The organism is Stenotrophomonas sp. Steno-C17 (assembly GCF_056393165.1).
On sequence record NZ_JBWJPD010000004.1, the window covers coordinates 171,840 to 198,149 of the forward strand.

The 26,310-nt window shown below is 65.9% G+C and carries 34 protein-coding genes and 1 other RNA gene; 23 read left to right on the top strand and 12 right to left on the bottom strand.

Annotated elements, in window-relative coordinates:
• Position 1 precedes the first annotated feature (1 nt).
• The 20 genes from rplP (at position 2) to AC06FA_RS05645 (ending at position 10,942) form a co-directional block, all read left to right on the top strand.
• Positions 2–415, top strand: coding sequence for a 50S ribosomal protein L16 (gene rplP / locus AC06FA_RS05550; RefSeq protein ID WP_025879305.1), 414 nt, complete (start codon positions 2–4; stop codon positions 413–415).
• A complete protein-coding gene (gene rpmC, locus AC06FA_RS05555) occupies positions 415–600 on the top strand; it encodes a 50S ribosomal protein L29 (RefSeq protein ID WP_004154487.1) in 186 nt (61 codons plus the stop codon). Before rplP ends, rpmC begins: the two co-directional genes overlap by 1 nt.
• A gap of 11 nt (positions 601–611) precedes the next feature.
• Positions 612–881, top strand: a complete 270-nt coding sequence (gene rpsQ, locus AC06FA_RS05560; protein ID WP_004145355.1) for a 30S ribosomal protein S17 — start codon at positions 612–614, stop codon at positions 879–881.
• Between the two features lie 12 nt (positions 882–893).
• Positions 894–1,262: a 50S ribosomal protein L14 gene (rplN, locus tag AC06FA_RS05565; protein WP_010483978.1), complete on the top strand. Its 369-nt coding sequence runs from the start codon at positions 894–896 to the stop codon at positions 1,260–1,262.
• A 16-nt stretch (positions 1,263–1,278) separates the two neighbouring features.
• Positions 1,279–1,596 carry a 50S ribosomal protein L24 gene (gene rplX, locus AC06FA_RS05570; RefSeq protein ID WP_108748658.1) on the top strand — a complete coding sequence of 106 codons (318 nt, stop codon included), beginning with the start codon at positions 1,279–1,281 and terminating at the stop codon, positions 1,594–1,596.
• 11 nt (positions 1,597–1,607) lie between these two features.
• Positions 1,608–2,150, top strand: a complete 543-nt coding sequence (gene rplE / locus AC06FA_RS05575) for a 50S ribosomal protein L5 (protein ID WP_004145361.1) — start codon at positions 1,608–1,610, stop codon at positions 2,148–2,150.
• An 18-nt stretch (positions 2,151–2,168) separates the two neighbouring features.
• Positions 2,169–2,474, top strand: a complete 306-nt coding sequence (gene rpsN / locus AC06FA_RS05580; protein ID WP_199932085.1) for a 30S ribosomal protein S14 — start codon at positions 2,169–2,171, stop codon at positions 2,472–2,474.
• 258 nt (positions 2,475–2,732) lie between these two features.
• Positions 2,733–3,131: a 30S ribosomal protein S8 gene (rpsH, locus tag AC06FA_RS05585; protein WP_005408210.1), complete on the top strand. Its 399-nt coding sequence runs from the start codon at positions 2,733–2,735 to the stop codon at positions 3,129–3,131.
• Positions 3,132–3,149: 18 nt separating this feature from the next.
• Positions 3,150–3,674, top strand: a complete 525-nt coding sequence (gene rplF / locus AC06FA_RS05590; RefSeq protein WP_478067452.1) for a 50S ribosomal protein L6 — start codon at positions 3,150–3,152, stop codon at positions 3,672–3,674.
• Between the two features lie 56 nt (positions 3,675–3,730).
• Positions 3,731–4,084, top strand: a complete 354-nt coding sequence (rplR, locus tag AC06FA_RS05595) for a 50S ribosomal protein L18 (RefSeq protein ID WP_478067453.1) — start codon at positions 3,731–3,733, stop codon at positions 4,082–4,084.
• A 160-nt stretch (positions 4,085–4,244) separates the two neighbouring features.
• Positions 4,245–4,787, top strand: a complete 543-nt coding sequence (rpsE, locus tag AC06FA_RS05600) for a 30S ribosomal protein S5 (protein WP_053448882.1) — start codon at positions 4,245–4,247, stop codon at positions 4,785–4,787.
• Positions 4,780–4,971, top strand: coding sequence for a 50S ribosomal protein L30 (rpmD, locus tag AC06FA_RS05605; protein WP_004145412.1), 192 nt, complete (start codon positions 4,780–4,782; stop codon positions 4,969–4,971). Before rpsE ends, rpmD begins: the two co-directional genes overlap by 8 nt.
• A 6-nt stretch (positions 4,972–4,977) precedes the next feature.
• The gene (rplO, locus tag AC06FA_RS05610) at positions 4,978–5,421 is read left to right on the top strand and encodes a 50S ribosomal protein L15 (RefSeq protein WP_004154498.1); all 444 of its coding nucleotides are present in this window, start codon (positions 4,978–4,980) and stop codon (positions 5,419–5,421) included.
• A gap of 7 nt (positions 5,422–5,428) precedes the next feature.
• On the top strand, positions 5,429–6,796 hold the full coding sequence (gene secY, locus AC06FA_RS05615; protein WP_108752276.1) for a preprotein translocase subunit SecY: 1,368 nt from the start codon (positions 5,429–5,431) through the stop codon (positions 6,794–6,796).
• Positions 6,797–7,143: 347 nt separating this feature from the next.
• Positions 7,144–7,500 (top strand): 30S ribosomal protein S13, encoded by a 357-nt coding sequence (gene rpsM / locus AC06FA_RS05620; protein ID WP_004145437.1) that lies wholly within the window; start codon positions 7,144–7,146, stop codon positions 7,498–7,500.
• Between the two features lie 11 nt (positions 7,501–7,511).
• Complete coding sequence (rpsK, locus tag AC06FA_RS05625; protein ID WP_042614211.1) at positions 7,512–7,901, top strand: 30S ribosomal protein S11; 390 nt, start codon at positions 7,512–7,514, stop codon at positions 7,899–7,901.
• Between the two features lie 15 nt (positions 7,902–7,916).
• Positions 7,917–8,546 (top strand): 30S ribosomal protein S4, encoded by a 630-nt coding sequence (gene rpsD, locus AC06FA_RS05630; protein ID WP_004145446.1) that lies wholly within the window; start codon positions 7,917–7,919, stop codon positions 8,544–8,546.
• Positions 8,547–8,601: 55 nt separating this feature from the next.
• On the top strand, positions 8,602–9,600 hold the full coding sequence (locus AC06FA_RS05635; RefSeq protein ID WP_010483975.1) for a DNA-directed RNA polymerase subunit alpha: 999 nt from the start codon (positions 8,602–8,604) through the stop codon (positions 9,598–9,600).
• A 199-nt stretch (positions 9,601–9,799) separates the two neighbouring features.
• A complete protein-coding gene (gene rplQ, locus AC06FA_RS05640; protein WP_053519752.1) occupies positions 9,800–10,183 on the top strand; it encodes a 50S ribosomal protein L17 in 384 nt (127 codons plus the stop codon).
• Positions 10,184–10,435: 252 nt separating this feature from the next.
• Complete coding sequence (locus AC06FA_RS05645; protein WP_478067454.1) at positions 10,436–10,942, top strand: disulfide bond formation protein B; 507 nt, start codon at positions 10,436–10,438, stop codon at positions 10,940–10,942.
• 66 nt (positions 10,943–11,008) lie between these two features.
• On the opposite strand, the gene AC06FA_RS05650 is transcribed toward AC06FA_RS05645, so the two are convergent.
• A complete protein-coding gene (locus tag AC06FA_RS05650; RefSeq protein ID WP_478067455.1) occupies positions 11,009–13,135 on the bottom strand; it encodes a TonB-dependent receptor in 2,127 nt (708 codons plus the stop codon).
• Positions 13,136–13,365: 230 nt separating this feature from the next.
• On the opposite strand from AC06FA_RS05650, the gene AC06FA_RS05655 reads away from it, so the two are divergent.
• On the top strand, positions 13,366–14,757 hold the full coding sequence (locus AC06FA_RS05655; protein ID WP_478067456.1) for a class II 3-deoxy-7-phosphoheptulonate synthase: 1,392 nt from the start codon (positions 13,366–13,368) through the stop codon (positions 14,755–14,757).
• A 542-nt stretch (positions 14,758–15,299) separates the two neighbouring features.
• Here the strand turns inward: AC06FA_RS05655 and AC06FA_RS05660 are convergent.
• The 7 genes from AC06FA_RS05660 to AC06FA_RS05690 all read right to left on the bottom strand — a co-directional run bounded on the left by AC06FA_RS05660 (position 15,300) and on the right by AC06FA_RS05690 (position 18,388).
• Positions 15,300–15,746 (bottom strand): DUF192 domain-containing protein, encoded by a 447-nt coding sequence (locus tag AC06FA_RS05660; RefSeq protein WP_478067457.1) that lies wholly within the window; start codon positions 15,744–15,746, stop codon positions 15,300–15,302.
• A 21-nt stretch (positions 15,747–15,767) separates the two neighbouring features.
• Positions 15,768–16,415 carry a ribose-5-phosphate isomerase RpiA gene (gene rpiA, locus AC06FA_RS05665; RefSeq protein WP_478067458.1) on the bottom strand — a complete coding sequence of 216 codons (648 nt, stop codon included), beginning with the start codon at positions 16,413–16,415 and terminating at the stop codon, positions 15,768–15,770.
• Between the two features lie 22 nt (positions 16,416–16,437).
• A complete protein-coding gene (locus tag AC06FA_RS05670) occupies positions 16,438–16,917 on the bottom strand; it encodes an EVE domain-containing protein (protein WP_478067459.1) in 480 nt (159 codons plus the stop codon).
• Entirely contained in the window at positions 16,914–17,507 is a 594-nt protein-coding gene (locus tag AC06FA_RS05675) for a 5-formyltetrahydrofolate cyclo-ligase (protein WP_478067460.1), read from the bottom strand. Before AC06FA_RS05675 ends, AC06FA_RS05670 begins: the two co-directional genes overlap by 4 nt.
• A gap of 83 nt (positions 17,508–17,590) precedes the next feature.
• Positions 17,591–17,776: non-coding RNA, 6S RNA (gene ssrS, locus AC06FA_RS05680), on the bottom strand.
• A 97-nt stretch (positions 17,777–17,873) separates the two neighbouring features.
• Positions 17,874–18,170, bottom strand: a complete 297-nt coding sequence (locus tag AC06FA_RS05685; protein ID WP_108750986.1) for a cell division protein ZapA — start codon at positions 18,168–18,170, stop codon at positions 17,874–17,876.
• Positions 18,167–18,388 carry a TIGR02449 family protein gene (locus AC06FA_RS05690; protein ID WP_079223080.1) on the bottom strand — a complete coding sequence of 74 codons (222 nt, stop codon included), beginning with the start codon at positions 18,386–18,388 and terminating at the stop codon, positions 18,167–18,169. The genes AC06FA_RS05685 and AC06FA_RS05690 overlap by 4 nt, the downstream gene beginning before the upstream one ends.
• A 151-nt stretch (positions 18,389–18,539) precedes the next feature.
• Here AC06FA_RS05690 and AC06FA_RS05695 point away from each other — a divergent pair, with 151 nt between their 5' ends.
• Both AC06FA_RS05695 and AC06FA_RS05700 read left to right on the top strand, forming a co-directional pair.
• Complete coding sequence (locus AC06FA_RS05695) at positions 18,540–19,088, top strand: UPF0149 family protein (RefSeq protein WP_478067461.1); 549 nt, start codon at positions 18,540–18,542, stop codon at positions 19,086–19,088.
• 5 nt (positions 19,089–19,093) lie between these two features.
• Complete coding sequence (locus AC06FA_RS05700; RefSeq protein ID WP_478067515.1) at positions 19,094–20,416, top strand: aminopeptidase P N-terminal domain-containing protein; 1,323 nt, start codon at positions 19,094–19,096, stop codon at positions 20,414–20,416.
• Between the two features lie 509 nt (positions 20,417–20,925).
• Here AC06FA_RS05700 and pepQ read toward each other — a convergent pair.
• From pepQ to hemW, 4 genes are all read right to left on the bottom strand, one after another.
• Positions 20,926–22,257: a Xaa-Pro dipeptidase gene (gene pepQ / locus AC06FA_RS05705; RefSeq protein WP_478067462.1), complete on the bottom strand. Its 1,332-nt coding sequence runs from the start codon at positions 22,255–22,257 to the stop codon at positions 20,926–20,928.
• Positions 22,258–22,332: 75 nt separating this feature from the next.
• Positions 22,333–22,707, bottom strand: coding sequence for a PilZ domain-containing protein (locus AC06FA_RS05710; protein ID WP_478067463.1), 375 nt, complete (start codon positions 22,705–22,707; stop codon positions 22,333–22,335).
• Positions 22,704–24,989, bottom strand: a complete 2,286-nt coding sequence (locus AC06FA_RS05715; protein ID WP_478067464.1) for a DUF1631 family protein — start codon at positions 24,987–24,989, stop codon at positions 22,704–22,706. Before AC06FA_RS05715 ends, AC06FA_RS05710 begins: the two co-directional genes overlap by 4 nt.
• A gap of 84 nt (positions 24,990–25,073) precedes the next feature.
• Positions 25,074–26,306 (bottom strand): radical SAM family heme chaperone HemW, encoded by a 1,233-nt coding sequence (gene hemW, locus AC06FA_RS05720; protein WP_478067465.1) that lies wholly within the window; start codon positions 26,304–26,306, stop codon positions 25,074–25,076.
• Between the last annotated feature and the right edge of the window lie 4 nt (positions 26,307–26,310).

Here is a 26,310-nt window from a genome sequence, read left to right on the forward strand (position 1 = left end):
AATGTTGCAACCCAAGCGAACCAAGTACCGCAAGGTACACAAGGGCCGTAACGAAGGCCTGAGCTGGAGCGCCAACGCTGTCAGCTTCGGCGAGTACGGTCTGAAAGCAACCGCCCACGGTCAGCTGACCGCGCGCCAGATCGAAGCGGCCCGCCGCTCGATCAGCCGCTACGTCAAGCGCGGCGGCAAGATGTGGATCCGTGTGTTCCCCGACAAGCCCATCACCAAGAAGCCCATCGAAGTTCGAATGGGTTCGGGTAAGGGCAACGTGGAATACTGGGTGGCCCAGATCCAGCCCGGCCGCATGATCTATGAAATCGAGGGTGTTACCGAAGAAGTGGCACGCGAGGCATTCCGCCTGGCCGCCGCCAAGCTCTCGGTCACCACCACTTTCGTGACCCGGACGGTGCGCTGATGGATATCAAAACTCTCCGTGAAAAGTCGGCTGACGAACTCAAGGCCCACCTGATCGACCTGCGTAAGGAACAGTTCTCTGTCCGTATGCAGCAGGTCACCGGCCAGCTGCCGAAGACCCACGACATCCGCCGGGTCCGTCGCGAGATTGCTCGCGTCAAGACCCTGCTCGGCAGCACGAAGTAAGGATGGCCGCTATGAGCGACAATACTGAAAACAAGGCGCTGCGCACGGTCGAAGGCCGTGTCGTCAGCAACAAGATGGACAAGACGGTTACCGTCCTGGTTGAGCGTCAGGTCAAGCACGCGCTGTACGGCAAGTACATCAAGCGCTCGACCAAGCTGCACGCCCACGATGCCGACAATGCCTGCAAGGAAGGCGATGTCGTCCGCGTGACCGAGATTGCTCCGATGTCCAAGACCAAGAACTGGCGCGTGGTGGAAGTCATCACGCGTGCGGCTGAATAAGGAGTCTGAATCATGATCCAGATGCAGAGCTACCTTGACGTCGCGGACAATTCGGGTGCCAAGCAGGTGATGTGCTTCAAGGTGCTGGGTGGTTCCAAGCGCCGTTACGCCGGTATCGGCGACATCATCAAGGTCACCGTGAAGGATGCGATTCCGCGCGGCAAGGTCAAGAAGGGTGAAGTGTATGACGCCGTCGTGGTGCGTACCCGCAAGGGTGTGCGTCGCGCCGACGGCTCGCTGATCCGCTTCGACGGCAACGCTGCCGTTCTGCTGAACAACAAGCAGGAGCCGATCGGTACCCGTATCTTCGGGCCGGTGACCCGTGAACTTCGTTCGGAGAAGTTCATGAAGATCGTCTCGCTCGCTCCCGAAGTGCTGTGAGCGACAGGAGATAATCATGGCTAACCGTATCAAGAAGGGCGACCAGGTTGTCGTCAATGCCGGCAAGGACAAGGGCGAGCGTGGCGAAGTGCTTCGCGTCGACGGCGACCGCGTGGTCGTTGCCAACGTGAACATCGTCAAGCGCCACACCAAGCCGAATCCGCAGGCAGGCGTTGCCGGCGGCGTGGTCGAGCGTGAAGCGTCGATCCATATCTCCAACGTGAATGTGCTGAACCCGGCTTCGGGCAAGGGCGAACGCGTTGGCTTCAAGGTGCTGGAGGATGGACGCAAACTGCGTGTGTTCCGCTCCAGCGGTGAGGCGCTCGACGCCTGAGGAATGTGAAGATGACTTCCCGTCTCGAAAAATTTTACAAGGAAGAAGTGGTGCCGGCGCTGATGAAGCAGTTCGGCTACACCAATCCGATGGAAGTGCCGAAGCTGGTCAAGGTCACCCTGAACATGGGTGTCGGCGAAGCGGCCACCAACAAGAAGATCCTGGAAAACGCCGTCGGCGACATGACCAAGATTTCCGGCCAGAAGCCGGTTGTCACCAAGTCGCGTATCTCGGTTGCGTCGTTCAAGATCCGTGATGGTTGGCCGATTGGCTGCAAGACCACGCTGCGTCGCCACAAGATGTACGAGTTCCTGGACCGCCTGATCAACATCTCGCTGCCGCGCGTGCGCGACTTCCGTGGTGTTTCCGGTCGTTCCTTCGACGGTCGCGGCAACTTCAACATGGGTGTGAAGGAACAGATCATCTTCCCGGAAATCGACTTCGACGCTGTCGACGCGATCCGCGGCATGGATATCGCCATCACCACCACTGCGAAGACCGACGCGGAAGCGAAGGCGCTGCTGGCAGCGTTCAAGTTCCCGTTCCGTAACTGATCTGTCGAGGAAACCGAAATGGCAAAGACCTCCATGGTCAACCGCGACATCAAGCGGGAAAAGCTGGCCAAGAAGTACGCTGAGAAGCGTGCGGCTCTGAAGAAGATCGTGTCCTCGCAGGACGCGACCTACGAAGAGAAGATCGACGCCGCAACCAAGCTGGCCAAGCTGCCGCGCGATTCGTCGCCGAGCCGTCAGCGCAACCGTTGCGAGCTGTCGGGCCGTCCGCGTGGCGTCTACAGCAAGTTCGGCCTGGGCCGCAACAAGCTGCGTGAAGCCACCATGCGTGGCGACGTGCCGGGCCTGCGCAAGGCCAGCTGGTAGTCCCAGCCGGTCCTGCGATCAGGAGCCCCTTCGGGGGTTCCTGAACAGGTCAGGGCAGGCATTCAGCCTTGCCCAAGCAAAAAACCCGAAGAGCCCGGCGCAAGTCGGGCTCTTTTGGCGTATACTCCCGCGTCTTGCCCTGCGCGAGCGGGGTTGTAGGGGTAGGCCATTGGCCTGCCGCAAGAAGGGACCTGGCCCGTTTCCAGGAGACAACAGATTTTCGCGAAAGCGGATATCGGTGCACTCAAAGGTACTCATATGAGCATGACTGATCCCATCGCCGACCTGCTGGTCCGCATCAAGAATGCGGCCGCGGTTGGCAAGCAGACGGTGAAAGCCCCGTCGTCCAAGATCAAGGTTGCGATCGCCCAGGTCCTGAAGGACGAGGGTTACATCACCGACCTGCGCGTGACCCAGCTGGAAAACAACAAGTCCGAGCTGGAAATCGTGCTGAAGTATTTCGAAGGCAAGCCGGTCATCGCGACCCTGAAGCGCTTCTCGCGTTCGGGCCTGCGCCAGTACCGCGGCAAGAGCGAACTGCCGAAGGTCATGAATGGCCTGGGTATCTCCATCATTTCCACCTCCAAGGGCATCATGACTGATGCGCAGGCGCGCCAGCTGGGCGTCGGCGGCGAAGTCCTGTGCTTCGTGGCCTAAGGCGAGAGGAGTAAGAATATGTCCCGCGTAGCCAAGAAGCCCGTCGTCCTGGGTAAGGTTGAACTGAACGTCCAGTCCGAATCCGTCACCGTCAAGGGCCCGAAGGGCACCCTGTCGCTGCCGAAGCCGGCCGGCATTGCCATCAACGTCGAGAACGGCGTTGCCACCCTGAGCGCCGAGAATGCGGATCTGATCCCGCTGACCGGTACCGTCCGCGCCATCCTGTCCAACATGGTCAAGGGTGTTTCCGAAGGCTTCGAGCGCAAGCTGGAGCTGGTCGGCGTGGGTTACCGTGCTGCCATGCAGGGCAAGGACCTGAGCCTGTCGCTCGGCTTCTCGCACCCGGTGGTGTTCGTTGCTCCGGAAGGCATCACCATCACCACCCCGACCCAGACCGAGATCCTGGTCCAGGGCGCCGACAAGCAGGTCGTTGGTGAAGTTGCCGCCAAGATCCGTGCGTTCCGCAAGCCGGAACCGTACAAGGGCAAGGGCGTGAAGTACTCCGACGAAGTCATCATCCGTAAGGAAGCCAAGAAGGCCTAAGCGCGAGTCCCTCACCAGGGAAAAGCCTGACCTTCAGCTTTCAAGGAAAACACATCATGAACAAGAACATCGCCCGCCTGCGTCGCGCCAAGTCGACCCGTGCTCACATCCGCGACCTGGGTGTGGCCCGTCTGTCGGTGCTGCGCACCGGCCAGCACCTGTACGCACAGGTCTTCACCGCCGACGGCTCCAAGGTGCTGGCTGCTGCCAACACCACCCAGGCCGACATCAAGGACGGCCTGAAGAACGGCAAGAACGCCGACGCCGCTGCCAAGGTTGGCCGCATCGTTGCCGAGCGCGCCAAGGCCGCTGGCATCGAGAAGGTGGCCTTCGATCGTTCGGGTTACCGTTACCACGGCCGCATCAAGGCCCTGGCTGACGCCGCCCGCGAAGCCGGCCTGCAGTTCTAAGAGGTCAGGGCAGGGCACCTTCGTCTCCTGCCCGCCTGCTCGCCCGCCTGAGTGAGGCGGGGCGGCGCCGCTCTTCTGCAGCGGCCCACCGCAACAACGCGGTACTTCACAACCATAAGCGGCTTCGAGCCGTACATACCCAAACAACCAAGGAATCAAGATGGCAGAAGAACGTCAGCAGCGGGGTCGCGATCGCGACCGCAACCGCGAAGAGAAAGTCGACGACGGCATGATCGAGAAGCTGGTCGCGGTCAACCGCGTCAGCAAGACCGTCAAGGGCGGTCGCCAGTTCACCTTCACCGCCCTGACCGTGGTCGGCGACGGCGAAGGCAAGGTCGGTTTCGGTTACGGCAAGGCGCGCGAAGTGCCGGTCGCCATCCAGAAGTCGATGGAACAGGCTCGCAAGAACCTGGTCAGCGTTGACCTGAACAACGGCACCCTGTGGCACACCATCAAGGATGGCCACGGCGCTGCACGCGTGTTCATGCAGCCGGCTTCGGAAGGTACGGGCGTCATCGCCGGCGGTGCCATGCGCGCCGTGCTGGAAGCGGTGGGCGTGAAGAACGTGCTGGCCAAGGCCACCGGTTCGCGCAACCCGATCAACCTGGTGCGTGCCACCGTGAAGGGCCTGACTGCTGCGCAGTCGCCGGCTCGCATCGCGGCCAAGCGCGGCAAGAAGGTGGAGGAACTCAACCATGGCTAATGAGTCCAACAAGACTGTGAAGGTGCGCCTGGTGCGCGGCCTGCGTGGTGCTCAGTCGCGTCACCGCCTGTCGGTGCGTGCTCTGGGTCTGAACAAGCTCAACGATGTGCGTGAACTGAAGGACAGCCCGCAGGTTCGCGGTCTGATCAACACCGTTCACTACCTCGTCAAGGTTGAGGAGTAATCGATCATGACTCTGCGTCTCAATGAACTGAGCCCGGCACCGGGCGCCCGCACCGAGCGCACCCGCGTCGGTCGCGGTATCGGCTCGGGCCTGGGCAAGACTGCCGGCCGCGGCCACAAGGGTTCGTTCGCCCGTAAGGGTGGCGGCAAGATCAAGGCTGGCTTCGAAGGCGGCCAGACCCCCATGCAGCGTCGTCTGCCGAAGATCGGCTTCCGTTCGCCGATCGCCAAGGACACCGCTGAAGTGCTGCTGTACGCGCTGGACAAGCTGCCGGCCGGTGAGATCGACTTCGCCGCCCTGCGTGCTGCCAAGCTGGTGCCGAGCACTGCCAAGAAGGCCAAGGTCGTCGTCAAGGGCGAAGTGACCAAGGCGTTCACCCTGAAGGGTATTGCTGCCACGGCTGGTGCCAAGGCCGCGATCGAAGCTGCCGGCGGCAGCGTAACGGAGTAAGAAAATCATGGCGCAAGCTGGCATCGGTAACCTCGCGGGCGGAATGGGCAAGTTCACTGAACTTCGCCAACGTTTGCTGTTCGTCGTCGGGGCTTTGATCGTCTATCGCATTGGCTGCTACGTGCCGGTGCCGGGCGTCAATCCCGATGCCATGCTTGCCATGATGCAACAGCAGGGCGGCGGCATCGTGGACATGTTCAACATGTTCTCGGGCGGCGCCCTGCACCGTTTCAGCATCTTTGCGCTGAACGTGATGCCGTACATTTCGGCATCGATCGTGATGCAGCTGGCCGTCCACATCTTCCCCGCGCTGAAGGCGATGCAGAAGGAAGGTGAGTCCGGTCGCCGCAAGATCACCCAGTATTCGCGCATCGGCGCCGTGCTGCTGGCAGTGGTGCAGGGCGGTTCGATCGCGCTGGCCCTGCAGGGCCAGGTCTCGCCGTCGGGCGCTCCGGTTGTCTACGCGCCGGGCATGGGCTTCGTGCTCACCGCCGTGATCGCGCTGACCGCCGGCACCATGTTCCTGATGTGGGTCGGTGAGCAGGTGACCGAGCGTGGCATCGGCAACGGCGTGTCGCTGATCATCTTCGCCGGCATCGTGGCCGGTCTGCCGACCGCGGTCATCCATACCTTCGATGCCTACCGCGACGGCAACATCCAGTTCATCCAGCTGCTGCTGATCGCAATCGTGGTGCTGGCCTTTACCTTCTTCGTGGTGTTCGTCGAACGCGGCCAGCGCCGCATCACGGTGAACTACGCACGTCGCCAGGGCGGCCGCAACGCGTACATGAACCAGACGTCGTTCCTGCCGCTGAAGCTGAACATGGCGGGTGTGATCCCGGCCATCTTCGCCTCCAGCCTGCTGGCCTTCCCGGCCACGCTGACCATGTGGGCCGGCCAGGCCGCCAACCAGAGCACCTTTGGCCAGATCCTGCAGAAGGTCGCCAATGCCCTGGGCCCGGGCGAGCCGCTGCACATGATCGTGTTCGCTGCGCTGATCACCGGCTTTGCGTTCTTCTACACCGCGCTGGTGTTCAACTCGCAGGAAACCGCCGACAACCTGAAGAAGTCGGGCGCGCTGATTCCGGGCATCCGTCCGGGCAAGGCCACCGCCGACTACATCGACGGCGTGCTGACCCGCCTGACTGCAGCCGGTTCGGCCTACCTGGTGATCGTCTGCCTGCTGCCGGAACTGATGCGCACGCAGCTGAACGCCTCGTTCTACTTCGGCGGTACTTCGCTGCTGATCGTGGTGGTGGTGGTGATGGACTTCATCGCCCAGGTGCAGGCGCACCTGATGTCGCACCAGTACGAGAGCCTGCTGAAGAAGGCCAACCTGAAGGGCGGCAACCGCGGCGGCTTTGCTCGCGGCTGATCAGCCTGTTATACTTTCGTCTTCCTGACGTGATGGTCCCTCCGCTTCGCGGACTCCGGCCACACAAACGAAGGGCGGCCCCCGCAGCGGTTCCGGGTGGGGGTGTGATGAGGTGGTCCCGCGCAGGAGTAGCGCGGGCGGCCCCGGAGGCAACTCCAGGTCCAACCCCATCCGGCGCCGGAGCCTGGGCACACTCCCCGGGCCGGGTTCATGAAACCAATGGTTTCACGGGCTTCCATGTAAACCGGAACCTTGTTAGTATCGCTAGTTCACTTTTTTGATCCATCCTGCCGGATAGGCGCGCCCACGGTGCGCTGTCGGCCATCACTCAGCTGGAGAACCGCGTCATGGCGCGTATTGCAGGCGTCAACCTGCCAGCCCAGAAGCACGTCTGGGTCGGGTTGCAAAGCATTTACGGCATCGGCCGTACCCGTTCGAAGAAGGTCTGCGAAGTCGCAGGCGTTGCTTCGACCACCAAGATCCGCGATCTGTCGGAGCCGGAAATCGAGCGCCTGCGCGCCGAAGTCGGCAAGTACATCGTGGAAGGCGATCTGCGCCGTGAGATCGGTATCGCGATCAAGCGCCTGATGGACCTGGGCTGCTACCGCGGCCTGCGTCACCGTCGTGGCCTCCCGCTGCGTGGCCAGCGCACCCGTACCAACGCCCGCACCCGCAAGGGTCCGCGCAAGGCGATCAGGAAGTAAGGGACTGACAAATGGCTAAGCCCGCTGCTAAGACCAAGAAGAAGATCAAGCGCGTCATCACTGATGGCGTTGCCCACGTCCACGCTTCGTTCAACAACACCATCGTGACCATCACCGACCGCCAGGGCAACGCTCTGTCGTGGGCGACCTCCGGTGGCGCTGGCTTCCGCGGTTCGCGCAAGTCGACCCCCTTCGCTGCCCAGGTGGCTGCTGAAAAGGCCGGTCGTGCTGCGCTGGACTACGGCGTGAAGTCGCTGGAAGTCCGCATCAAGGGCCCGGGTCCGGGCCGTGAGTCGGCCGTGCGTTCGTTGAACAACGTCGGCTACAAGATCACCAACATCATCGACGTGACGCCTATCCCGCACAACGGGTGCCGTCCGCCGAAGAAGCGTCGCGTCTAAAGGGAGCGATAAGAAATGGCTCGTTATATCGGTCCTACCTGTAAGCTCGCCCGTCGCGAAGGCGCCGACCTGTCCCTGAAGAGCCCGGCGCGTGCGCTGGACTCCAAGTGCAAGCTGGAGCAGAAGCCCGGCCAGCACGGCGCCACTGCCCGCAAGGGCAAGCTGTCCGACTACGCCACCCAGCTGCGCGAAAAGCAGAAGGTCAAGCGTATCTACGGTCTGCTGGAGCGTCAGTTCCGCAACTACTACAAGAAGGCCTCGACCAAGAAGGGCAACACCGGCGAGAACCTGCTGCAGCTGCTGGAAACCCGCCTGGACAACGTCGTCTACCGCATGGGCTTCGCCGTGACCCGTCCGGCTGCCCGTCAGCTGGTGTCGCACCGCGGCGTCACCGTGAACGGCAAGTCGGTCAACCTGGCTTCGTACCAGGTCAAGGCTGGCGACGCCATCGCTCTGTCGGAAAAGGCTGCCAAGCAGCTGCGCGTCCAGGAAGCCCTGACCGTCGCCGCCCAGCATGACCTGAGCCCGTCGTGGGTCGAAGTGGATTCCGGTAAGTTCACCGGCATCTTCAAGGCTGTTCCGGATCGTTCGGACCTGCCTGCGGACATCAACGAAGCGCTGATCGTCGAGCTGTATTCGAAGTAATTCACATTGGAGAGCCCCCGGCGACGGCCGGGGGTTCACTAGGAGAACCCGCAACATGACGGTTACCGCCAACCAGGTTCTGCGTCCTCGCGGTCCGCAGATCGAACGCCTTACCGACACCCGTGCAAAGGTCGTTATCGAACCTTTGGAGCGGGGTTACGGGCATACGCTGGGCAACGCCCTGCGTCGCGTGCTGCTGTCGTCCATCCCGGGCTTCGCCATCACGGAAGTCGAAATCGACGGCGTGTTGCATGAGTACACCACGGTCGAAGGTCTGCAGGAGGACGTGCTCGAAGTCCTGCTGAACCTGAAGGACGTGGCCATCCGTATGCACTCCGGCGACAGCGCCACCCTGTCCCTGTCCAAGCAGGGCCCGGGCGTTGTCACCGCTGCCGATATCAAGGTCGACCACAATGTGGAGATCCTGAACGGCGAACATGTGATCTGCCACCTGACCAAGGACACGGCAATCAACATGCGTCTGAAGATCGAGCGTGGTTTCGGCTACCAGCCGGCCGCTGCGCGTCGTCGTCCGGACGAAGAAACCCGTGCCATCGGCCGTCTGGTCCTGGATGCCTCGTTCTCGCCGGTCCGCCGTGTCGCCTACGCCGTGGAAGCGGCGCGCGTCGAACAGCGTACCGACCTGGACAAGCTGGTCATCGATATCGAGACCAACGGCACCATCGATGCCGAGGAAGCCGTGCGCACCGCCGCCGACATCCTCAGCGACCAGCTGTCGGTGTTCGGTGACTTCACCCACCGCGACCGCGGTGCGGCCAAGCCGGCCAACAACGGCGTGGATCCGGTGCTGCTGCGCCCGATCGACGACCTGGAACTGACCGTGCGCTCGGCCAACTGCCTGAAGGCGGAAAGCATCTACTACATCGGCGATCTGATCCAGAAGACCGAAGTGGAGCTGCTGAAGACCCCGAACCTGGGCAAGAAGTCGCTCACCGAAATCAAGGAAGTGCTGGCCCAGCGTGGCCTGTCGCTTGGCATGAAGCTGGAGAACTGGCCGCCGGCCGGCGTCGCCAGCCACGGCATGCTGGGCTGATACGGCCCCCTGCTGTACCCGGAGGCTCCACCGGCAACGGTGGAGCCTTCAACCGGTTTACGAAACACGCCACGACGAACCCAATGTTCGCGGGCAGGTCGTCCAGGACGGATGACCAGGACCATCCGCAGTCCGTGCAGCAACGTCAGGAAGGCGACATCGATCCACAGCGCCTCATCATTAACCAAGGAATTCCACCATGCGTCACCAGAAGTCTGGCCGTAAGTTCAGCCGCACCAGCGCCCACCGCGAAGCGATGTTCAAGAACATGGCCGCCTCGCTGTTCAAGCACGAGCTGATCAAGACCACCCTGCCGAAGGCCAAGGAACTGCGCCGCGTTGCCGAGCCGCTGATCACCCTGGCCAAGGTCGACTCCGTCGCCAACCGCCGTCTGGCCTTCGCCCGCCTGCGCGACAACGAAGCCGTGGGCAACCTGTTCACCATCCTGGGCCCGCGCTACGCGAACCGTCCGGGCGGCTACCTGCGTCTGCTGAAGTGCGGCTTCCGCGCCGGCGACAATGCGCCGATGGCCTACGTCGAACTGGTCGACCGTCCGGCCGTGGCCGAGGAAGTGGCCGAGTAATCGGACCGCTCCAACGCGACACAGCGAAAGCCCGGCAACTGCCGGGCTTTTGCGTTTCCGGGGGCGGATCCGGGGTCGGATCCCGTGCCGCAGGCACGGGTTCTGACCCCATGATCGCCGCGTACCGGGTCAGAGCCCTTTGCCTGCGCAAAGGGATCTGACCCACACCGTTCCGACAAGCGTGGCCTGCAGCGGTTCGAACGGCGCAGGGTCTCGGTTACGCTTGGCGCCTGATCCATTCGAGCGTTGCTGATGAATCCTCTGCGTTGGCCCTTCCGCGCCCAGTTCCTGCTGGGCTTCCTGATCTGCGCAGGCCTGCTGGGCTACGCCATCTTCCTGCAGTTGAAGATGGGGCTGGAGCCCTGTCCGCTGTGCATCTTCCAGCGCCTGGCCTTTGCCGCACTCGGCCTGCTGTTCCTGATCGGTGCGCTGCACGGGCCGTCGAACCGGCCCGGCCGCGCCACGTATGGCGTGCTGGCCTTCATCGCCGCCGCGGTCGGTTTCGGCATTGCCGCGCGCCACGTGTACGTGCAGCTGCTGCCGCCGGAAATGGGCGCAACCTGCGGCCCGCCGCTGAGCTTCCTGAGCGAAACGATGGGCCCGCTGGAAGTGTTCCGCACGGTGCTGACCGGCACCGGCAACTGCGGCAACATCGACTGGACGTTCCTGGGCCTGACCATGCCGATGTGGTCGGGTGTGTGGTTCGCGCTGCTGGCGCTGTGGGCGCTGCTGGTGTCGCTGCGCAAGGTTGCGCGTTGAGAACCAAGCGGGGTCAGAGCCCTTTGCTGCGCAAAGGGATCCGACCCCTGTCTGACCCCTGTCTGCTTAGAAGTCCTGCTGCAGGCTGAGGTAAGCGCCGCGGCGCGGCCCCCACTGCGGGGCAAAGACGCCTACGCCGCCGCCGTCACGCAGCTGGTAGCTGCGGTCCAATGCGTTGATGACCGCCACCTGCACGTGCAGCGGGTGGCCACTGTCGGCGTTGAAATCGTGCCCGGCGCTCAGGTTCACCTGCAGGTACGACGGCAGCTCGCCGCCATTGGGCGCGGTGTCGGTGTCCGAACGCAGGCCGCTGCCGAACACGTAGTTCGCGCCCACCCGGTTGTGCCCGGCGAAGGCGTAGCTCAGGCCGCCGGACGAGGTCAGGCGCTGGTCGTGGTCCAGGTGGATCCAGTGCTGGGCGGCATAGGCCAGCGCGTCCGGATCGAGGTTGTACTGGCCGGTAACGACGTCGGTGCCGATGGCCTTGCTCAGTGCCGCGTTGAAGTAGGCGCTGAAGGGCCCGTTGCTGTAGTCGGCGCTGAATTCCAGCCCACGGATATGGCCGCGGCGGTAGTTGAAGGTGGAGTAGATGTAGGCAGCGCCGAACTGGCCTTCGTCCTGCAGGCGGTCCACCCGGCGGTCGTAGGCATCCAGGCCCAGGGTGAGGTGATCGCCCACCTGCTGTGAAACGCCGATGTCGTAATAGTCGCTGCGCTCGGCCAGCGGCGTGGTCGTGCCGCCGGCGGGCTGTGCGTTGGTGGTGCCGTCGTAGAGGGCGATGTCGGTGCTGCCGATCAGTTCGCTGGCCGGTGGCGTGAAGTAGCGCGAGTAGCCGGCGTGGACGGTGGTGCTGTCGCTGGCGTTCCAGACCACGCCCAGGCGCGGGCTCAACTGGCCTTCGGTATGGCCGAAGGCCGTGTAGCGGTCGCCGCGCAGGCCGTAGTTCACGGTCCAGTCGTCACCGATGCGCCATTCGTCCTGCACATACAGCGCGGCGGTGCGCGCGGTGAATGCATTGGCGTCGGCAATCTGCAGCGGCGTGGTACTGGCCTGCTGGCCCTGCGCATCCACCGGGAACACCCAGCTGGCGTTGCTGGCCCGCGCATCTTCGTGGTTGCCGTACAGCCCATAGCGCAGGGTGTGGTTCATGCCCAGCGGCGTGGAGAAATCGGCCTGCACGGTGCTGGCGCGGTTGCTGCGCTGCACCTGCGATGCGACGCCGCTGAACACCAGGTCGCCGGCGACGTCGGGATTGAAGCCCACATCGCTGTAGCGCTGGCCGGCCGAGAGCTGGTAGGCGGTGTCGCCCAGGTTGCCCTGCAGCACCAGCATGCCGAAGCGGGTGGTTTCGCGCTGGGTTTCGTCCAGCTGGCTGGAGTCGAAGGTGGTGGTGTCCAGGTAACCGAACTGCGGATCCTGTCCGGGGTTCACCGGAATCTGGAAGCGGTTGTTGGCAAAGCCGGCGAACAGGCTCAGGCGTGTGCTGTCGTTGACCAGATAGGTCAGGTCGGCGAACGCCTTGCCCTGGTGGGTGTCGTCATGCTGCGGCCGGCGGGCGTTGGTCGGGCTTTCCAGGCCGACCTCGTTCTGGTCGTAGTTGCCGGTCAGGAACCAGCTCCAGCGCCCCTGGCTGCCCCACCACGAGGCGTTGGGGTTCACCTTGCCGTAGGAGCCCGTGGTGAGGCCGACGCTGCCGCCATTGCCCAGCTCGGCGCCGCTGCGGGTGGTGATGTCGACCACTGCGGCGGTGCGCTCGCCGAACTGGGCCGGGAGTGCGCCGTCCATCAGGCGGATGCTCTTGATGGTGCGCGCATCCAGGGTCTGGCCGAAGCCGGAAATGGATTCGGGCAGCAGCACGCCGTTGATCCGGTACTGCAGATTGGCGTGGTCGCCGCGCACGTGTACGCCGCCGTAGGAGTCCTGGACCACGCCCGGTGCCTGCAGCAGCACCTGGCTGAGCGGCGCCGCAGCGCCCAGCGGCTGTTTCTGGATGTCCTCGGCGGTGATCTGGTACTGGCTGCTGCCGATGTCCGGGGAGAGCGCATTGCGTGCCTGGTCGAGCTGGGCGCTGACGGTGACCACGTCCAGGTCTTTCACGGCCGGGGACGCGCTGTCGGCGGCCTGGGCCAGGGTGGGCAGGCTGGCCAGGGCCAGGACGAGGGTGACGGCCGTTGCGAGCGGGGAGGGCTTCATGGTCGGGAGAGGGTCGAAGGGAGGGAAGGGCCGGTCCATGACGGGAAGTGTTACTTCCTAACAACTGAGTGCGGATCATGCGCCTGCGCGGGGCCGGTGGGGCATGCCGGATGTGGCGGATCGGCGTGCGCTTTCTGCGCCGTTCAGCTGGCCGACCCGGACCAGGTGCTTTGCGTCAGCCGCGGCCTCTGCGACCATGAACGCTCCCCCCGTTCCTCCGGATGTCCGCAATGAGCCTGTCCGCTGTTCCGCCTGCCGTTGACCCCGCTGCCCCTGCCGTTGGCGCTGGCTGGTCGCCGGAGAGCTGGCGCGGCAAGACCGCCCTGCAGATGCCGACCTACCCGGATCCGGTGGCCTTGGATGCGGCCCTGCATGAACTCAAGCGGCTGCCGCCGCTGGTGACCTCCTGGGAGATCCTGGCGCTGAAGCAGCAGTTGGCCGACGCGCAGGAAGGCAAGCGCTTCCTGCTGCAGGGCGGAGACTGCGCGGAGAATTTCAGCGACTGTGAGTCGGGCACGATTTCCAATCGGCTGAAGGTGCTGCTGCAGATGAGCCTGGTGCTGGTGCATGGCCTGCGCCAGCCGGTGATCCGCGTGGGTCGCTTCGCCGGCCAGTACGCCAAGCCGCGCTCGGCCGACACCGAGACCCGCGACGGTGTGACCCTGCCCAGCTACCGCGGCGATGTGATCAACGCGCCGGCGTTCACCGAGGCGGCGCGCCTGCCCGACCCGAAGCGGATGCTGCAGGCGCACGCCCATTCGGCAATGACGATGAACTTCGTGCGTGCGCTGATCGACGGCGGCTTCGCCGACCTGCATCACCCCGAATACTGGAACCTGGACTGGGTGCGGCATTCGCCGCTGGCCGCCGAGTACCAGAAGATGGTGGCCTCGATCGGTGACGCCGTGCATTTCATGGAAACCCTGGCCGGGGCCCGGGTGCACAACCTCAACCGCATTGATTTCTACACCTCGCACGAAGCCCTGCTGCTGCACTACGAGCAGGCGTTGACCCGACAGGTGCCGCGCCAGCAGGGCTGGTTGAACCTGAGCACGCATTACCCGTGGATCGGCATGCGCACGGCGGCGCTGGATGGCGCGCACGTGGAATACCTGCGTGGCGTGCGCAATCCGATCGCGATCAAGGTGGGGCCGTCGGTGCAGCCGGACCAGTTGCTGCGCCTGATCGATGTGCTCAACCCCGAGGACGAACCGGGCCGCCTGAGCTTCATCCACCGCATGGGCGCAGCGCAGATTGCGGAAAAGCTGCCGCCGTTGCTGGACGCAGTCAAGCGCGATGGCCGTCGCGTGCTGTGGGTCTGCGATGCCATGCATGGCAATACCGAAAGCACGGCGAACGGTTTCAAGACGCGCCGCTTCGACAACGTGCGCAGCGAAGTGGAGCTGTCCTTCGATCTGCACGCGGCAGCGGGCACGCGGCTGGGCGGCGTGCACCTGGAGCTGACCGGCGAGGATGTGACTGAATGCACCGGCGGTGCGCGTGAACTGACCGAGCGCGACCTGGAGCGTGCCTACCGTTCGACGGTGGACCCGCGCCTGAACTACGAACAATCGCTGGAGATCGCGATGGCGATCGTGCGCAAGCAGGAACAGGCACGGTAAGGGGTTTTTGGGCAGGGCTTGCAGCCCTGCACCTGCTTTGGAGCAACGTCAACGGCAAAAGCGGGTTTTCCGCGAGTGGGCGGGGCGGTGTCGCAGTGCGGGGACGCCGCAAGTACGTCCGTGTAGGCTTGGCCGCCGCATCCATGCGGCGGACACCCCGCACTGCGACACCGCCCCGCCTCTGACAGGTTCACGCGTCTGTTGGGGCGCGCGGTTGTTGGTAGGTGTCGACCTTGGTCGACACGGTTTTTCTGTCAGATATCGAAATCCATCTGGGGTCGGAGCCCGTTGCGCAGCAACGGGATCCGACCCCGTGCCGTTCCGACGGATCGCGGCCAACTGTCGAAGGCGGGGTGGGTCCGGTTGCGGGGGTGTCCGCGGCATGGATGCCGCGGCCAAGGCTACAGGGACGTACTTGCGCCGTCCCCCGCAACCGGACCCACCCCGCCATCCTTCGAAATGCGCGAATTTGACGTTGACGTTGACGTTGACGTTGACGTTGACGTTGATTCGGCGGGTGCCGGGCGCAGCCCGGCCGTCCCTCAGTTCGCGATGCCCGGGCCGAAGGTCAGCTCGGTACCGTCCTTCAGCTTCAGCTTCTCAGCCTGGCCCGCGTTGAGTTCCAGCACGTAGCGGGCAGGGCCGCTGCTGGGGTAGGGCGGGCACAGGTCACCGGCCGAGCAGGGCGGCACATCGCGCTGCTGGCTGACCAGCCGGCGCTGGCTGTCGAAGTACAGGATGTCCAGCGCGATCCGGGTGTTCTTCATCCAGTACGCCTGCATGTCCTCCTGCTCGTGCACGAACAGCATGCCGTGGTCGGCCGGCATCTGGTCGCGGAACATCAGACCGCGGGCGCGGGTGGCATCGTTGGTGGCCAGCTCGACCTGGTAACGGGCACCGTCCAGTTCCACCCAGTGGCGGGCGGCGTCGGTGGCACAGCCGGTCAGGGCCAGCAGCGGAAGCATCAGCAGCGAACGCAACAGCGACATCGTCAGGGTCCTTCGCAGGGGTCAGAGCACGACCGGCGGTTCGCCGCCGACAATCACCACATCGGCGCGGCGGCGGGCGAACAAGCCCACGCAGACCACGCCCGGCAGCTGGTTCAGTTCACGCTCCAGCTTTTCCGGATCGGTGATCTGCAGGTTGTGGATGTCCAGGATCTGGTTGCCGTTGTCGGTCACCACGCCCTCGCGCCAGGTCGGCTGGCCGCCGGTCATGTCGCGGATCTGCCGGGCCACCAGGCTGCGTGCCATCGGAATCACTTCCACCGGCAGCGGGAAGGTGCCCAGCACCGGTACCTGCTTGCTGGGATCGACGATGCAGACGAAACGCTCGCTGGCCTCGGCGATGATCTTTTCGCGGGTCAGCGCGGCACCACCGCCCTTGATCAGGCACTTGCCCGGATCGCACTCATCGGCGCCGTCCACGTACAGCGACAGGGTGCCGGTGTGGTTCAGCTCGATCACCTCGATGCCGTGCTGCTTCAGGCGCGCGGTGCTCTGCTCCGAGCTGGACACCGCACCCTTGATGCGGTGCTGGATGCGGGCCAGCGCATCAATGAAGTAGGCCACGGTGGAACCGGTGCCGACCCCGACGATCATGCCGTCTTCGACGTATTCGATGGCTTTTTCAGCGGCCAGGCGCTTGGCTTCGGACATGGGAGAACTCTCAGGCAGGGAATCAGGATTTCTTTTCCAGCGACAGCAGCAGCTTCCACTGCGGCGCCGTGACCGGGAACACCGACAGCCGGTTGCCCTTGGCCACCAGCGGGAAACCTTCGCCGAGTTCGTCGGCGTGCAGCTTGATCTCGTCCAGCGCGATCACCTGCGGCAGCTTGCGCTCGAAGGCCACGTCCACCAGCATCCAGCGCGGGTTCTCGCGCGTGCTCTTGGGGTCGTGGTAGTCGGATCCGGGGTCGAACTGGGTGTCGTCCGGGTAGGCCGGGCTGGCCACCGTGGCCAGGCCGACGATGCCGGGCACCTTGGTATTGGAGTGGTAGAACAGGATGCCGTCGCCCACCTGCATGCCATCGCGCATGAAGTTGCGCGCCTGGTAGTTGCGCACGCCGTTCCAGGGCTCGACCTTCACTTTGGCCAGGTCATCGATGGAAAAAGCGTCCGGTTCGGACTTCATCAGCCAATAGCGCTTGCGGGCGGTCATGCGTTCACGGGGGCAGCGGAGGGGAACAGGGTGCCGTCTTCGGTGCAGATCGCATCCACCGGCACGTCCCACGACGCCACCGGCAAGGACTCGACCTGCTGCGCCGCGAACGCCGCACCGACCAGCCAGGGCGGTGCCGGCCGATCATGGCGGAAGGCGAAGCTGCGATCATACCAGCCGCCCCCCATGCCCAGCCGCCGGCACTGTGCGTCGAAGCCCACCAGTGGGGTGACCACCAGCGCCATCTGTGTCGCATCCAGGGTGTCGGCCGTGGCCACGTCGGGCTCGGGAATGCCGTAACGGTTGCTGGTCAAGGGCTGGCCCGGCCGCCACGGGGCGAAGCGCAGCACCTCGCCGGCCAGCACCGGCAGGCAGTAGGTCACGGTGTCAGGCAACTGCAGCTGCCAGCGGTGCAGGGCGATCTCGCCATCCAGCGCCCAGTAGCCGGCCACGGCGCCTTCGCGCGGGGCGAAGGGCAGGGCCAGCAGGGCGTCGGCCAGCGATTCGGCCGCAGCGATGCGGAGAGGCGCGGAAAGTGCGCGGCGGCGTTGCCGCAGGTCGTGGCGCAGGGCCTGGCGCAGGTCGGTCATGGCAGGTGGCGGCAGGAAACAGCGGCCATTGTGCCGGAAAGAACAAGGGCGACGCCCGAAGACGCCGCCCTTGCTGGAATATTGCATTCTCCGCAATGTCGATGCATGCGAAACGACCTTGAACCCGGGGGCTCAAGTGGGAACGCTGGAGAACCATCGGGCTTCCCGCTACAAGGCGGACCTGCACTCCCGGTGCTGTCGCGCTCCCGGTGTCGTTCTTAAGGGACAAGGCGAATGTTTGCACATGCCGTCGAGTACCGCAGAGAACGCGTGGCCATTATAGCCAGCACGCACGATCTGGATAGGCCGTTCGTCGGCAACAGTCCGTGCCAATTCAGATATGAGAAGACGTGTTGCGCGCCTTGCTCACACGCTGCTATCGATCGCGCGGTCCAGGCGCCGGTTCAGATCGGCCAGTGTCTGCTGCAGGGCCACGGCCTGGCGTGCGTTTTCGTCGCGCAGCAGCTGCAGTTCGTGGGCCAGGTTCAGTGCGGCCAGCACCGCCACCCGATCCACGGCCGCCATGCGGTTGCTGCCGCGGATCTCGCGCATGCGTGCATCCAGCAGGCGCGCGGCGGCCATCAGGCTGTCGCGTTCATCGCCGCCCACGCCCACGGTGTATTCACGATCAAGGATGCGGACACTGACCGGTTCTGCGCTCATGTGTGCTGCTCCAGTGATTTGAGCCGGCTGATCATCGCTTCCACCCGCGAACGGGCCTGTTCGTTCTTGGCCAGCAGGGTGGACCGCTCGGCCACCAGCTGCTCCTGCTGGTGGCGCAGGCTGCGGTTCTCCTCGGCCAGGCGCTGGTTGCGCTCAAGCAGCGCTTCCACGCGGGCGGCAAAAGCCTGCAGCTGGGCAAGGGGGTCGGCGGGTTCCATGCCGCACGATAGGCAAGCCGGGTGAGGGCGGTCAAGCGTTGTCGCAGCAGGGCCGGACTGCCACGAGGAGGACCCGGTTGGGTTGCTACACTACAGGGCTCACGGGCGCGCGCGTGCGCACCCCGGGTTTCCCTTACGAACGAGCCGCACGATGACCGAACTTCCCTCCGTCGACGACGTTTCCCGCGCCAGCCAGGAACTGGGCCTGGGCGCCACCGCTGCCGAGCTGCATGGCGGCCTGTGCGGCTGGCTGGCCGCCGGCGGCGCCCCCGGCAACGACTGGCCGGCCCGCGTGCTGGCCGACGACAACCTGGCCCCGGTCGCCCCGGGCAGCGCGCTGGCGCAGCTGCTGGAAGCCACCATCAAGCAGCTGGAAGACCGCGATTTCGCCTTCGAGCTGCTGCTGACCGACAACGATGACGTGGCCGCGCAGGCCGATGCCATGTTCAGCTGGACCCGTTCGTTCCTGGGCGGTTTTGGCCTGGGCAGCGGCGGTCGCCGTCCCATCCTGTCCGAAGAGGGCGAGGAAGCCCTGACCGACATGGCCAGCCTGGCACGTGCCTCCAGCGAGGATTTCGAAGCCGGTGGCGAGGACGATGACGAGGCACTGTCGGAAATCGAGGAATTCATCCGCGTGGCGGTGCTGCTGCTGCACGGCGATGTGGTGTTGGCCGCACGCCACCGCCAGCGCCTGAACTGATGGATATCAAGCAGCGCACCGGCATTGCCGCCGGCGAGTACAAGCGCCGCCGCCGCCAGCTGATGGACATGGCCGGCGACGATGCGATCCTGGTCCTGCCGGCGGCCTCGGAGAAGGTGCGCAGCCTGGATACCCATTTCCCGTTCCGCCAGGATTCGGACTTCCAGTACCTGAGTGGGTTCCCGGAACCGGAGGCGGTGCTGGTGCTGATTCCCGGCCGCCGCCACGGCGAAGCCATCCTGTTCTGCCGCGAACGCGATGCCGAGCGCGAAGCCTGGGATGGCAGCCGTGCCGGCCAGGACGGGGCGGTGGCGCACTACGGCATGGACGATGCCTACCCGATCGATGATCTGGACGACATCCTGCCGGGGCTGCTGGAAGGGCGTTCGCGCGTCTACTACCACTTTGGCCGCGAAGCGGATTTCGACCTGAAGCTGATCGGCTGGGTGAACCGCGTGCGTTCGCAGGTGCGCCACGGCGCGCAGCCACCGCATGAGTTCCTGGAACTGGGGCACCTGCTGCACGAGCAGCGCCTGTTCAAGTCCGGTGCGGAAGTGGCGTTGATGCAGCACGCCGCGCAGGTCAGCGTGCGCGCCCACCTCGCAGCAATGAAGGCCGCAAAAGCGGGCATCCACGAGTACGAACTGCAGGCCGAGCTGGAACGCGTGTTCCGCGCCAACGATGCCGTGCCGGCGTACTGCAGCATTGTCGGTGCCGGGCGCAACGGTTGCATCCTGCACTACCGCGACAACAATGCGCGCTCGCGTGATGGCGAGCTGGTGCTGATCGATGCCGGTGCCGAGTACCGTGGCTACGCCAGTGACATCACCCGCACGTTCCCGGTGAATGGCCGTTTCAGCGCCGAACAGCGCGCGCTGCACGATCTGGTCGGCCAGGCGCAGGCGGCGGCACTGGCCCAGGCGCGGCCCGGCGTGGCTTACGAGACGGGCCATCTGGCCGCGGTGCAGACCCTGACCGAAGGCCTGCTGCGTCTGGGCCTGCTGAAGGGCACGCTGGAAAAGAACCTGGCCGAAGGGCTGTACCAGCGTTTCTACCGGCACAAGACCGGGCATTGGATCGGCCTGGACGTGCACGACGTGGGCGACTACCGGCTGGCTGGCGAATCGCGCCTGCTGGAGCCGGGCATGGCGTTCACCATCGAGCCGGGCCTGTACATCGGCGTGGATGACACCACGGTCGAGCCGCGCTGGCGGGGTATCGGCATCCGCACCGAGGATGACGTGCTGATCACCGACGACGGCCATCGCGTGCTGACCGAAGGCCTGGCGCGCAGCGCCGACGAGATCGAAGCGGTGATGGCAGGCTAAGGGGTTTCGGCAGGGCTTGCAGCCCTGCACCCGCTGCAAGCCGAAGCAACGGCAACGGCTAAAGCAAGAGCGGCATTCCGTGGGATGGCGGGGCACTGCGGGTTTGCGGGGACGCCGTAAACCCGTCCATGGGGGCTTGGTCGCCGCATCCATGCGGCTCACACCCCGCAAACCCGCAGTGCCCCGCCTTCGACGGGTTCACGCGGCTGTTGGTAACGGCGATTCTTGAAACGTGCGGTGTTGGTTCACGCGGCCGTTGGTAGGTGTCGACCTTGGTCGACACAGAGCGAGCGCAGCGAGCGACCCGCTCTTGATTTCCTTTTTCTTTTCCGTGGCTGGACGCGCACGGAAACTGTCCGTGGCCGGGCGGATGGGTTGCGCAGGGGCGTGAGCCGCATGGATGCGGCGACCGAGCTTACATGGATGTACTTGCAGCGTCCCCTGCGCAGCCCATCCGCCCGGCCAGGTATCAGTAATCCCGCCGCACCCAGCGCCCAGCCACGAGGGGCTCAGCCGTTGGCCGCTGCAAACACCGGCCGCGTGAGGTTGTCCGCGTCGCCTTCGGTGCACAGCACTTCGTCTTCGATTCGGATGCCGCCATACGGGCGGAAGAAGTCCACGCGGTCCCAGTTGATCGCATCGCCATGGCCGGCGGCCTTCACTTCATTCAACAGCATGTCGATGAAGTACAGGCCCGGTTCGATGGTCACCACCATGCCCGGTTCCAGCACGCGGGTCAGGCGCAGGTACGGGTGGCCAGCCGGGCGCTCGATGCGGCCACCGTCTTCGCTGGCGGCAAAACCCGCCACGTCGTGCACCTGCAGGCCGATCAGATGGCCGATGCCGTGCGGGAAGAACGCGGCGCTGACGCCGGTTTCCAGTGCGGTCTGCGCCGAAACCCTGATCACGCCGAAGTCCTTCAGCACGCCCATCAGCGACAGATGTGCGTCCACGTGCAGCTGCTTGTAATCGAAGCCGGCACGCACCGCCGCGCACATCTGCTGCTGGGCCGCGTCCACCGCGTCGACCATCGCGGCGAATTCGTCGTGGCCATGCGCCGCGTAGGTGCGGGTGATGTCGCTGGCGTAGCCGTGCGCGCTGGCGCCGGCATCGATCAGGAAGCTGCGCAGCGGCTGCGGTGGCTTGCGGCCCAGCTCGGTGTAATGCAGCACGGCGGCGTGTTCGTTCAGTGCCACGATGTTGCCGTAAGGCAGTTCGTTGGCATCCTGGCCGACGGCCTGGCAGTACGCCATGTGGATGTTGAATTCGTCGGCACCGTTGCGGAAGGCAGCCTCGGCCGCGCGGTGGCCGCGTACGCCCAGCACCTGCGCCTGGCGCATCAGCGCGACTTCATACGGCGTCTTGTAGGCGCGGTGCCATTCCAGGTAGTTCACCACCTGCGCGGGGTTGTTCGGCACGTAGGCGCCCAGCGCGCTCTGCGGTTCCCCCAGGATCGCGCAGCGCGCCGGATTGGTCGGCAGCAGCGCCAGCGCATCTTCCGGCGTGCGGATGATGTGGATGTCGAAGTGCTCCACCCACCAGCCGCTGGGCGCATCGGGCACCACGTGCCAGTAGTCGAACGGCTGGTGGAAGATCACCGCCGGGCGCTTGCCCGGGGTGAATACCACCCAGCTGTTGGGCACGCGGGTGAGCGGCAGCCAGGCCTTGAACTGCGGATTCACCGCATAGGGGTAGTCACGATCGTCGAACACCTGGTAGTGCAGGGTGCCGCTGGGCACCACCAGATGGTCGAAGCCGCCGCGTGCCAGCGCCTGTTCGGCGCGTCGGCACAGCACGGCCAGGTGGTCGGAATACAGGGCGCCGGGGTCTTGCTGGATCATTGCGGTGGCTCGACTCGGAAAACGGCCCTAGATTCTGCCGCATACCGCAGAAAACCGCTGTGCCGGAACCGGCACTCAGCCTGTCGAAACCCGTTCGCCGTCGTTGTCTTCGCCAATCCAGCCGCGCAGCAGCTGGCGGTGCTCGCGCGACAGCGTCAGGAAACGAAAGCCCGCCCAGTGCTGGCCAGGCACGTGCGCCGGCTCGCTCCACAGCAGGTGCACGCCGACGTCGATGGTTTCGCTGCGACCGTCGCCCAGCGCCAGCGGGAAGCGCAGCTGGTACAGCGCATCCTCGCGCAGGCCGGTACTGGCCAGCATCAGCATGCCGGTTTCGGAAACGTTGCCCAGCCGGCCGATCACGCAGTCGCGCATCTGGTCGGTGACCGGCACCAGGTCGGCCACCTGCCGGCGCGGTGCGCGGCGGGTATCCACGGGCGGTTGCGTGCTCATGCCTTGGGCTCCGGGGTCAGGCGGCTGGCCAGCGAACGCAGGGCCGACAGGCTGGCCTGCCAGGCGCGGTCCACCAGACGGCCCTTCTCTTCTGTCACCAGCTGGGCCTGGCCGCTGGCCATCTGCCGCGCCAGCGTGTCCAGGCTGGTTTCGCCGGACTTCTGCCCACGGGCGTTCACCAGCAGCACGTGCCCGGTCAGCAGGCTGTACCAGGACAGGCGCTGGCGCCGCTGCGCGCCTTCGCCCTGGTCGATGTCAAACCAGGCGCCGAACGGCAGCGTGACCAGCTGCTGGTAGCAGGCTTCTTCGCTGTCGGTGCGCGCGCTGCGGCCGGCCTCGGCCTGGCTGTCTGTGCCGCTCTCGTTCTGTTCACCCAGGCGCGCACGTGCCTTCAGGCGCGCGCTCAGTTCGGTGCGCGAGGTGCTTTCGTCTTCGCCGCCGGGGGTGGCCAGGCGGCGGGCAACGGCCGCGGCTTCTTCGGCGTGGTAGCCCACCTGCAGCAGCGCCGCTTCCACGTCGGCCGCCAGCGGTGCGTCGGTCATGCCGGCCGCGCTGGCCGGTGCGGCCGTGACCGTGGCGATGCGCTCGGTCTGCTGCAGGCGCTCGCGCCACTGCGGGGAATCTTCGCCGTGGCGCAGGCGGGTGAGGGTGAGCGCATCGGCCCAGGCCTGGCGCAGCAGGGTCTGCACGAAGCGCGGCGGCTGCGTGGTCTGGCACCACTGGTCGATCTGGGCCGTGGCTTCGCGGCGTGCCAGTTCCAGCCGTTCCTTGCCGCGCGCGGCTTCTACGTGGCGGCGCTCGGCCAGCTCGGCGCGGTGCGCGGCGGCGCGCTGGTGCTGCTGGATTTCCTCATTGGCGGCAGCAAACGCTTCCGGCGTGCGTGCATCCTGGCCCAGCAGGCCCTGCACGCTCTGCGCCAGCCGCTGCAGCAGCTGCGGGTCCACGTCGTCGTCGCCCAGCCAGCGTGCGCCGGCTTCGGCCACGTGGTTCAGCAGTTCGCGCGCCGGGTGCTCGTCGCGCACGAAGAAGGCCGGGTCGGCCATCGCCGCACGGGCCAGTGGCACCTGCAGGCGCGCCAGCAGTGCGGCCGGCACCGGGTCGGCGCGTTGTTGCTGCTGCACCTGCTGCAACAGCAGGCGCAGCAGGTCCAGGTTGTCGCGGTCGTGACCGGCCAGCTGTGCCTGCGCGCCGTGTTCGCTGCGCAGTTGGGCCAGCAGGGCGCCCTGCAGGTCGGTCACGCTGGTGGCGGCGCTGGCCTGGCCCTGCAGGCGTGCCAACACCGCGTCCACGGCGGCGGTGGGCAGCGCGGCCGGCTCCAGTGCCAGTGGCTGCGCGGGCAGGCGCCGTGCCTGCTGCAGCAGTTCGTGCAGCACGGTGTTGGCCGGTACGGTCAGCCCGGCGGCGGCCGCGTCGGCGCCGGCGAAGGCGTCCTGCATCAGGTTCGACCACGACCCGGCCGGCGCCGAACCGCCCCAGCCGGTCATGGGGGTGACCGTGCGCGGCGCGGGGCGGCCGCTGCGTTCATGGCCCACCGAACGGGTGATGACCCGGCGGGTGGCGGACGAGCGCGCCAGATAGGGGGTGTAGACCAGGCCGGGCAGGATGCCGTGCTGGGCCAGCAGCGCGTTGGCACGGTCCAGGGTGTCACCCAGGCGTTCCAGGCACTGCCGCTCGAAACTGCGGTACAGCGCCAGCTGCACCTCCATGCTCAAGCCATCGCGTTCGGCCAGGCGCCGCACCATCGCGCACAGCGCCTGTGGCGCCAGCGGCAGCGTGTCGGCATCGAAGGCCGGTGCCGCGGCCAGCACGCCCATGCGCTGGCCCAGCAGGTTCAGGGCGTTGCCCGAGCGCAGTGCTTCCCGACGCACCATCTCGGTCAGCAGCAGGTCGCGGTCGACCTCGTGCTCGGCCACCAGCGACAGGCCCATCATGGCCGGCAACGGGGGCGGCGTGACGGTCGGCGCAGGCGCTGCCGCCGGCTCACGCAGCCGCACCAGCGCATCGGTCAGGGCATCGAGCATGCGCTCGCTGAAGTGGCCGGCGAAGGCGTGCAGCTGGCCGCGCTGGGCCAGCAGGTCGGCCTGCTGCTGCGGGTTGCGCGCGTGGTCGGCGTCATGCAGCAGGGTCTGTTCCAGCGCCTCCACGGTCAGGATCAACGGCGCGGTCAGGGTGTGGTGGCACAGCCCGATCAACGCGCCCAGCACTTCGCGGACCCGCGGCGGCAGGTCGGCGGCGGCCAGGCGCGCGGTGTCCGCGCTGGACAATGAAAAGACGGCAGACATCGACGAGGGGTTCCGGATTCCCGCGGATCGTTGGGGCAATCTACCGTGTCGGCAGGGCAGGGCGCCAGCCGCCGGGCAGGGCGATCAATCTTCCAGGAACAGGCTCACCACGTCGTTGGTGAAGCGCCGGCCCAGCTCGGTGGGCTGCACATGGCCGTCGGCCAGCTGCAGCCAGCCGCGCTGCCGGGCCTGCGCCAGCGGCGCGTCCAGCACGCTGCGCGGCAGCCCGGTCCGCGATTCGAAATCACGCAGGCTGAAACCCTCGTGCAGGCGCAGCAGGTTCAGCATGTACTCGAACGGCAGGCGCTCGGCAGCGATCACCTCGTCACCGCCGAACGAGGCCGGGGTGCCGGCGCTGTCCAGGTACGCCTGCGGGTGCTTGACCTTCCAGCGCCGCAGCACGTGTTCTTCGGCACCGGAACTGATCTTGCCGTGTGCGCCGGCGCCGATGCCCAGGTAATCGCCGAAGCGCCAGTAGTTCAGGTTGTGCGCGCTCTGCCGGCCGGGGCGGGCATAGGCGCTGACTTCGTACTGGCCGTAACCGGCCTGCGCCAGCAGGGCCTGGCAGTGCTCCTGCATGTCCCAGGCGTTGTCTTCATCGGGAATGCCCTGCGGCGGCCGCGCGAAGAACACGGTGTTCGGTTCCAGGGTCAGCTGGTAGTGCGAGATGTGCGTCGGTTGCAGCGCGAATGCGCGTTCCAGGTCGGCCTCGGCACCGGCCAGGGTCTGTTCCGGCAGCGCGTACATCAGGTCGATGTTGAAGTTGTCGTAGCCCGCGTCCTGGGCCATCTTCACCGCACGCTCGGCCTCGCCACTGTCATGGATGCGGCCCAGCCGTTTCAGCGCGGCATCGTCGAAACTCTGGATGCCGAAGCTGAGCCGGTTCACGCCCGCCGCACGATAGCGGTCGAAGCGCCCGTGTTCGGCCGTGCCCGGGTTGGTTTCCAGGGTGATTTCCGCATTCGGCGCAAAGCGAAGCCGCGCGCTGGCCTGCTGCAGGAAGCGGTCGATGGCCTCGGGCGGGAACAGGCTGGGGGTACCGCCGCCGAAGAACACGCTGTGCACCACCCGGCCCCAGACCAGCGGCAGATCCTGGTCCAGGTCGCGCAGCAGGGCGTCGATGTAGGCATCGAACGGCAGCTCGCCCTTGGCCTGGTGCGAGTTGAAATCGCAGTACGGGCATTTGCGCACGCACCAGGGCAGGTGCACGTACAGCGACAGCGGCGGCGGCACCAGCCGCACCGGTGCGGCGTGGCCGTGGTCGCCGTCGCAGGCTTCGCCGGGCAGGTGGTTGCAGTGATCGTGGGCGTGGGACATGACG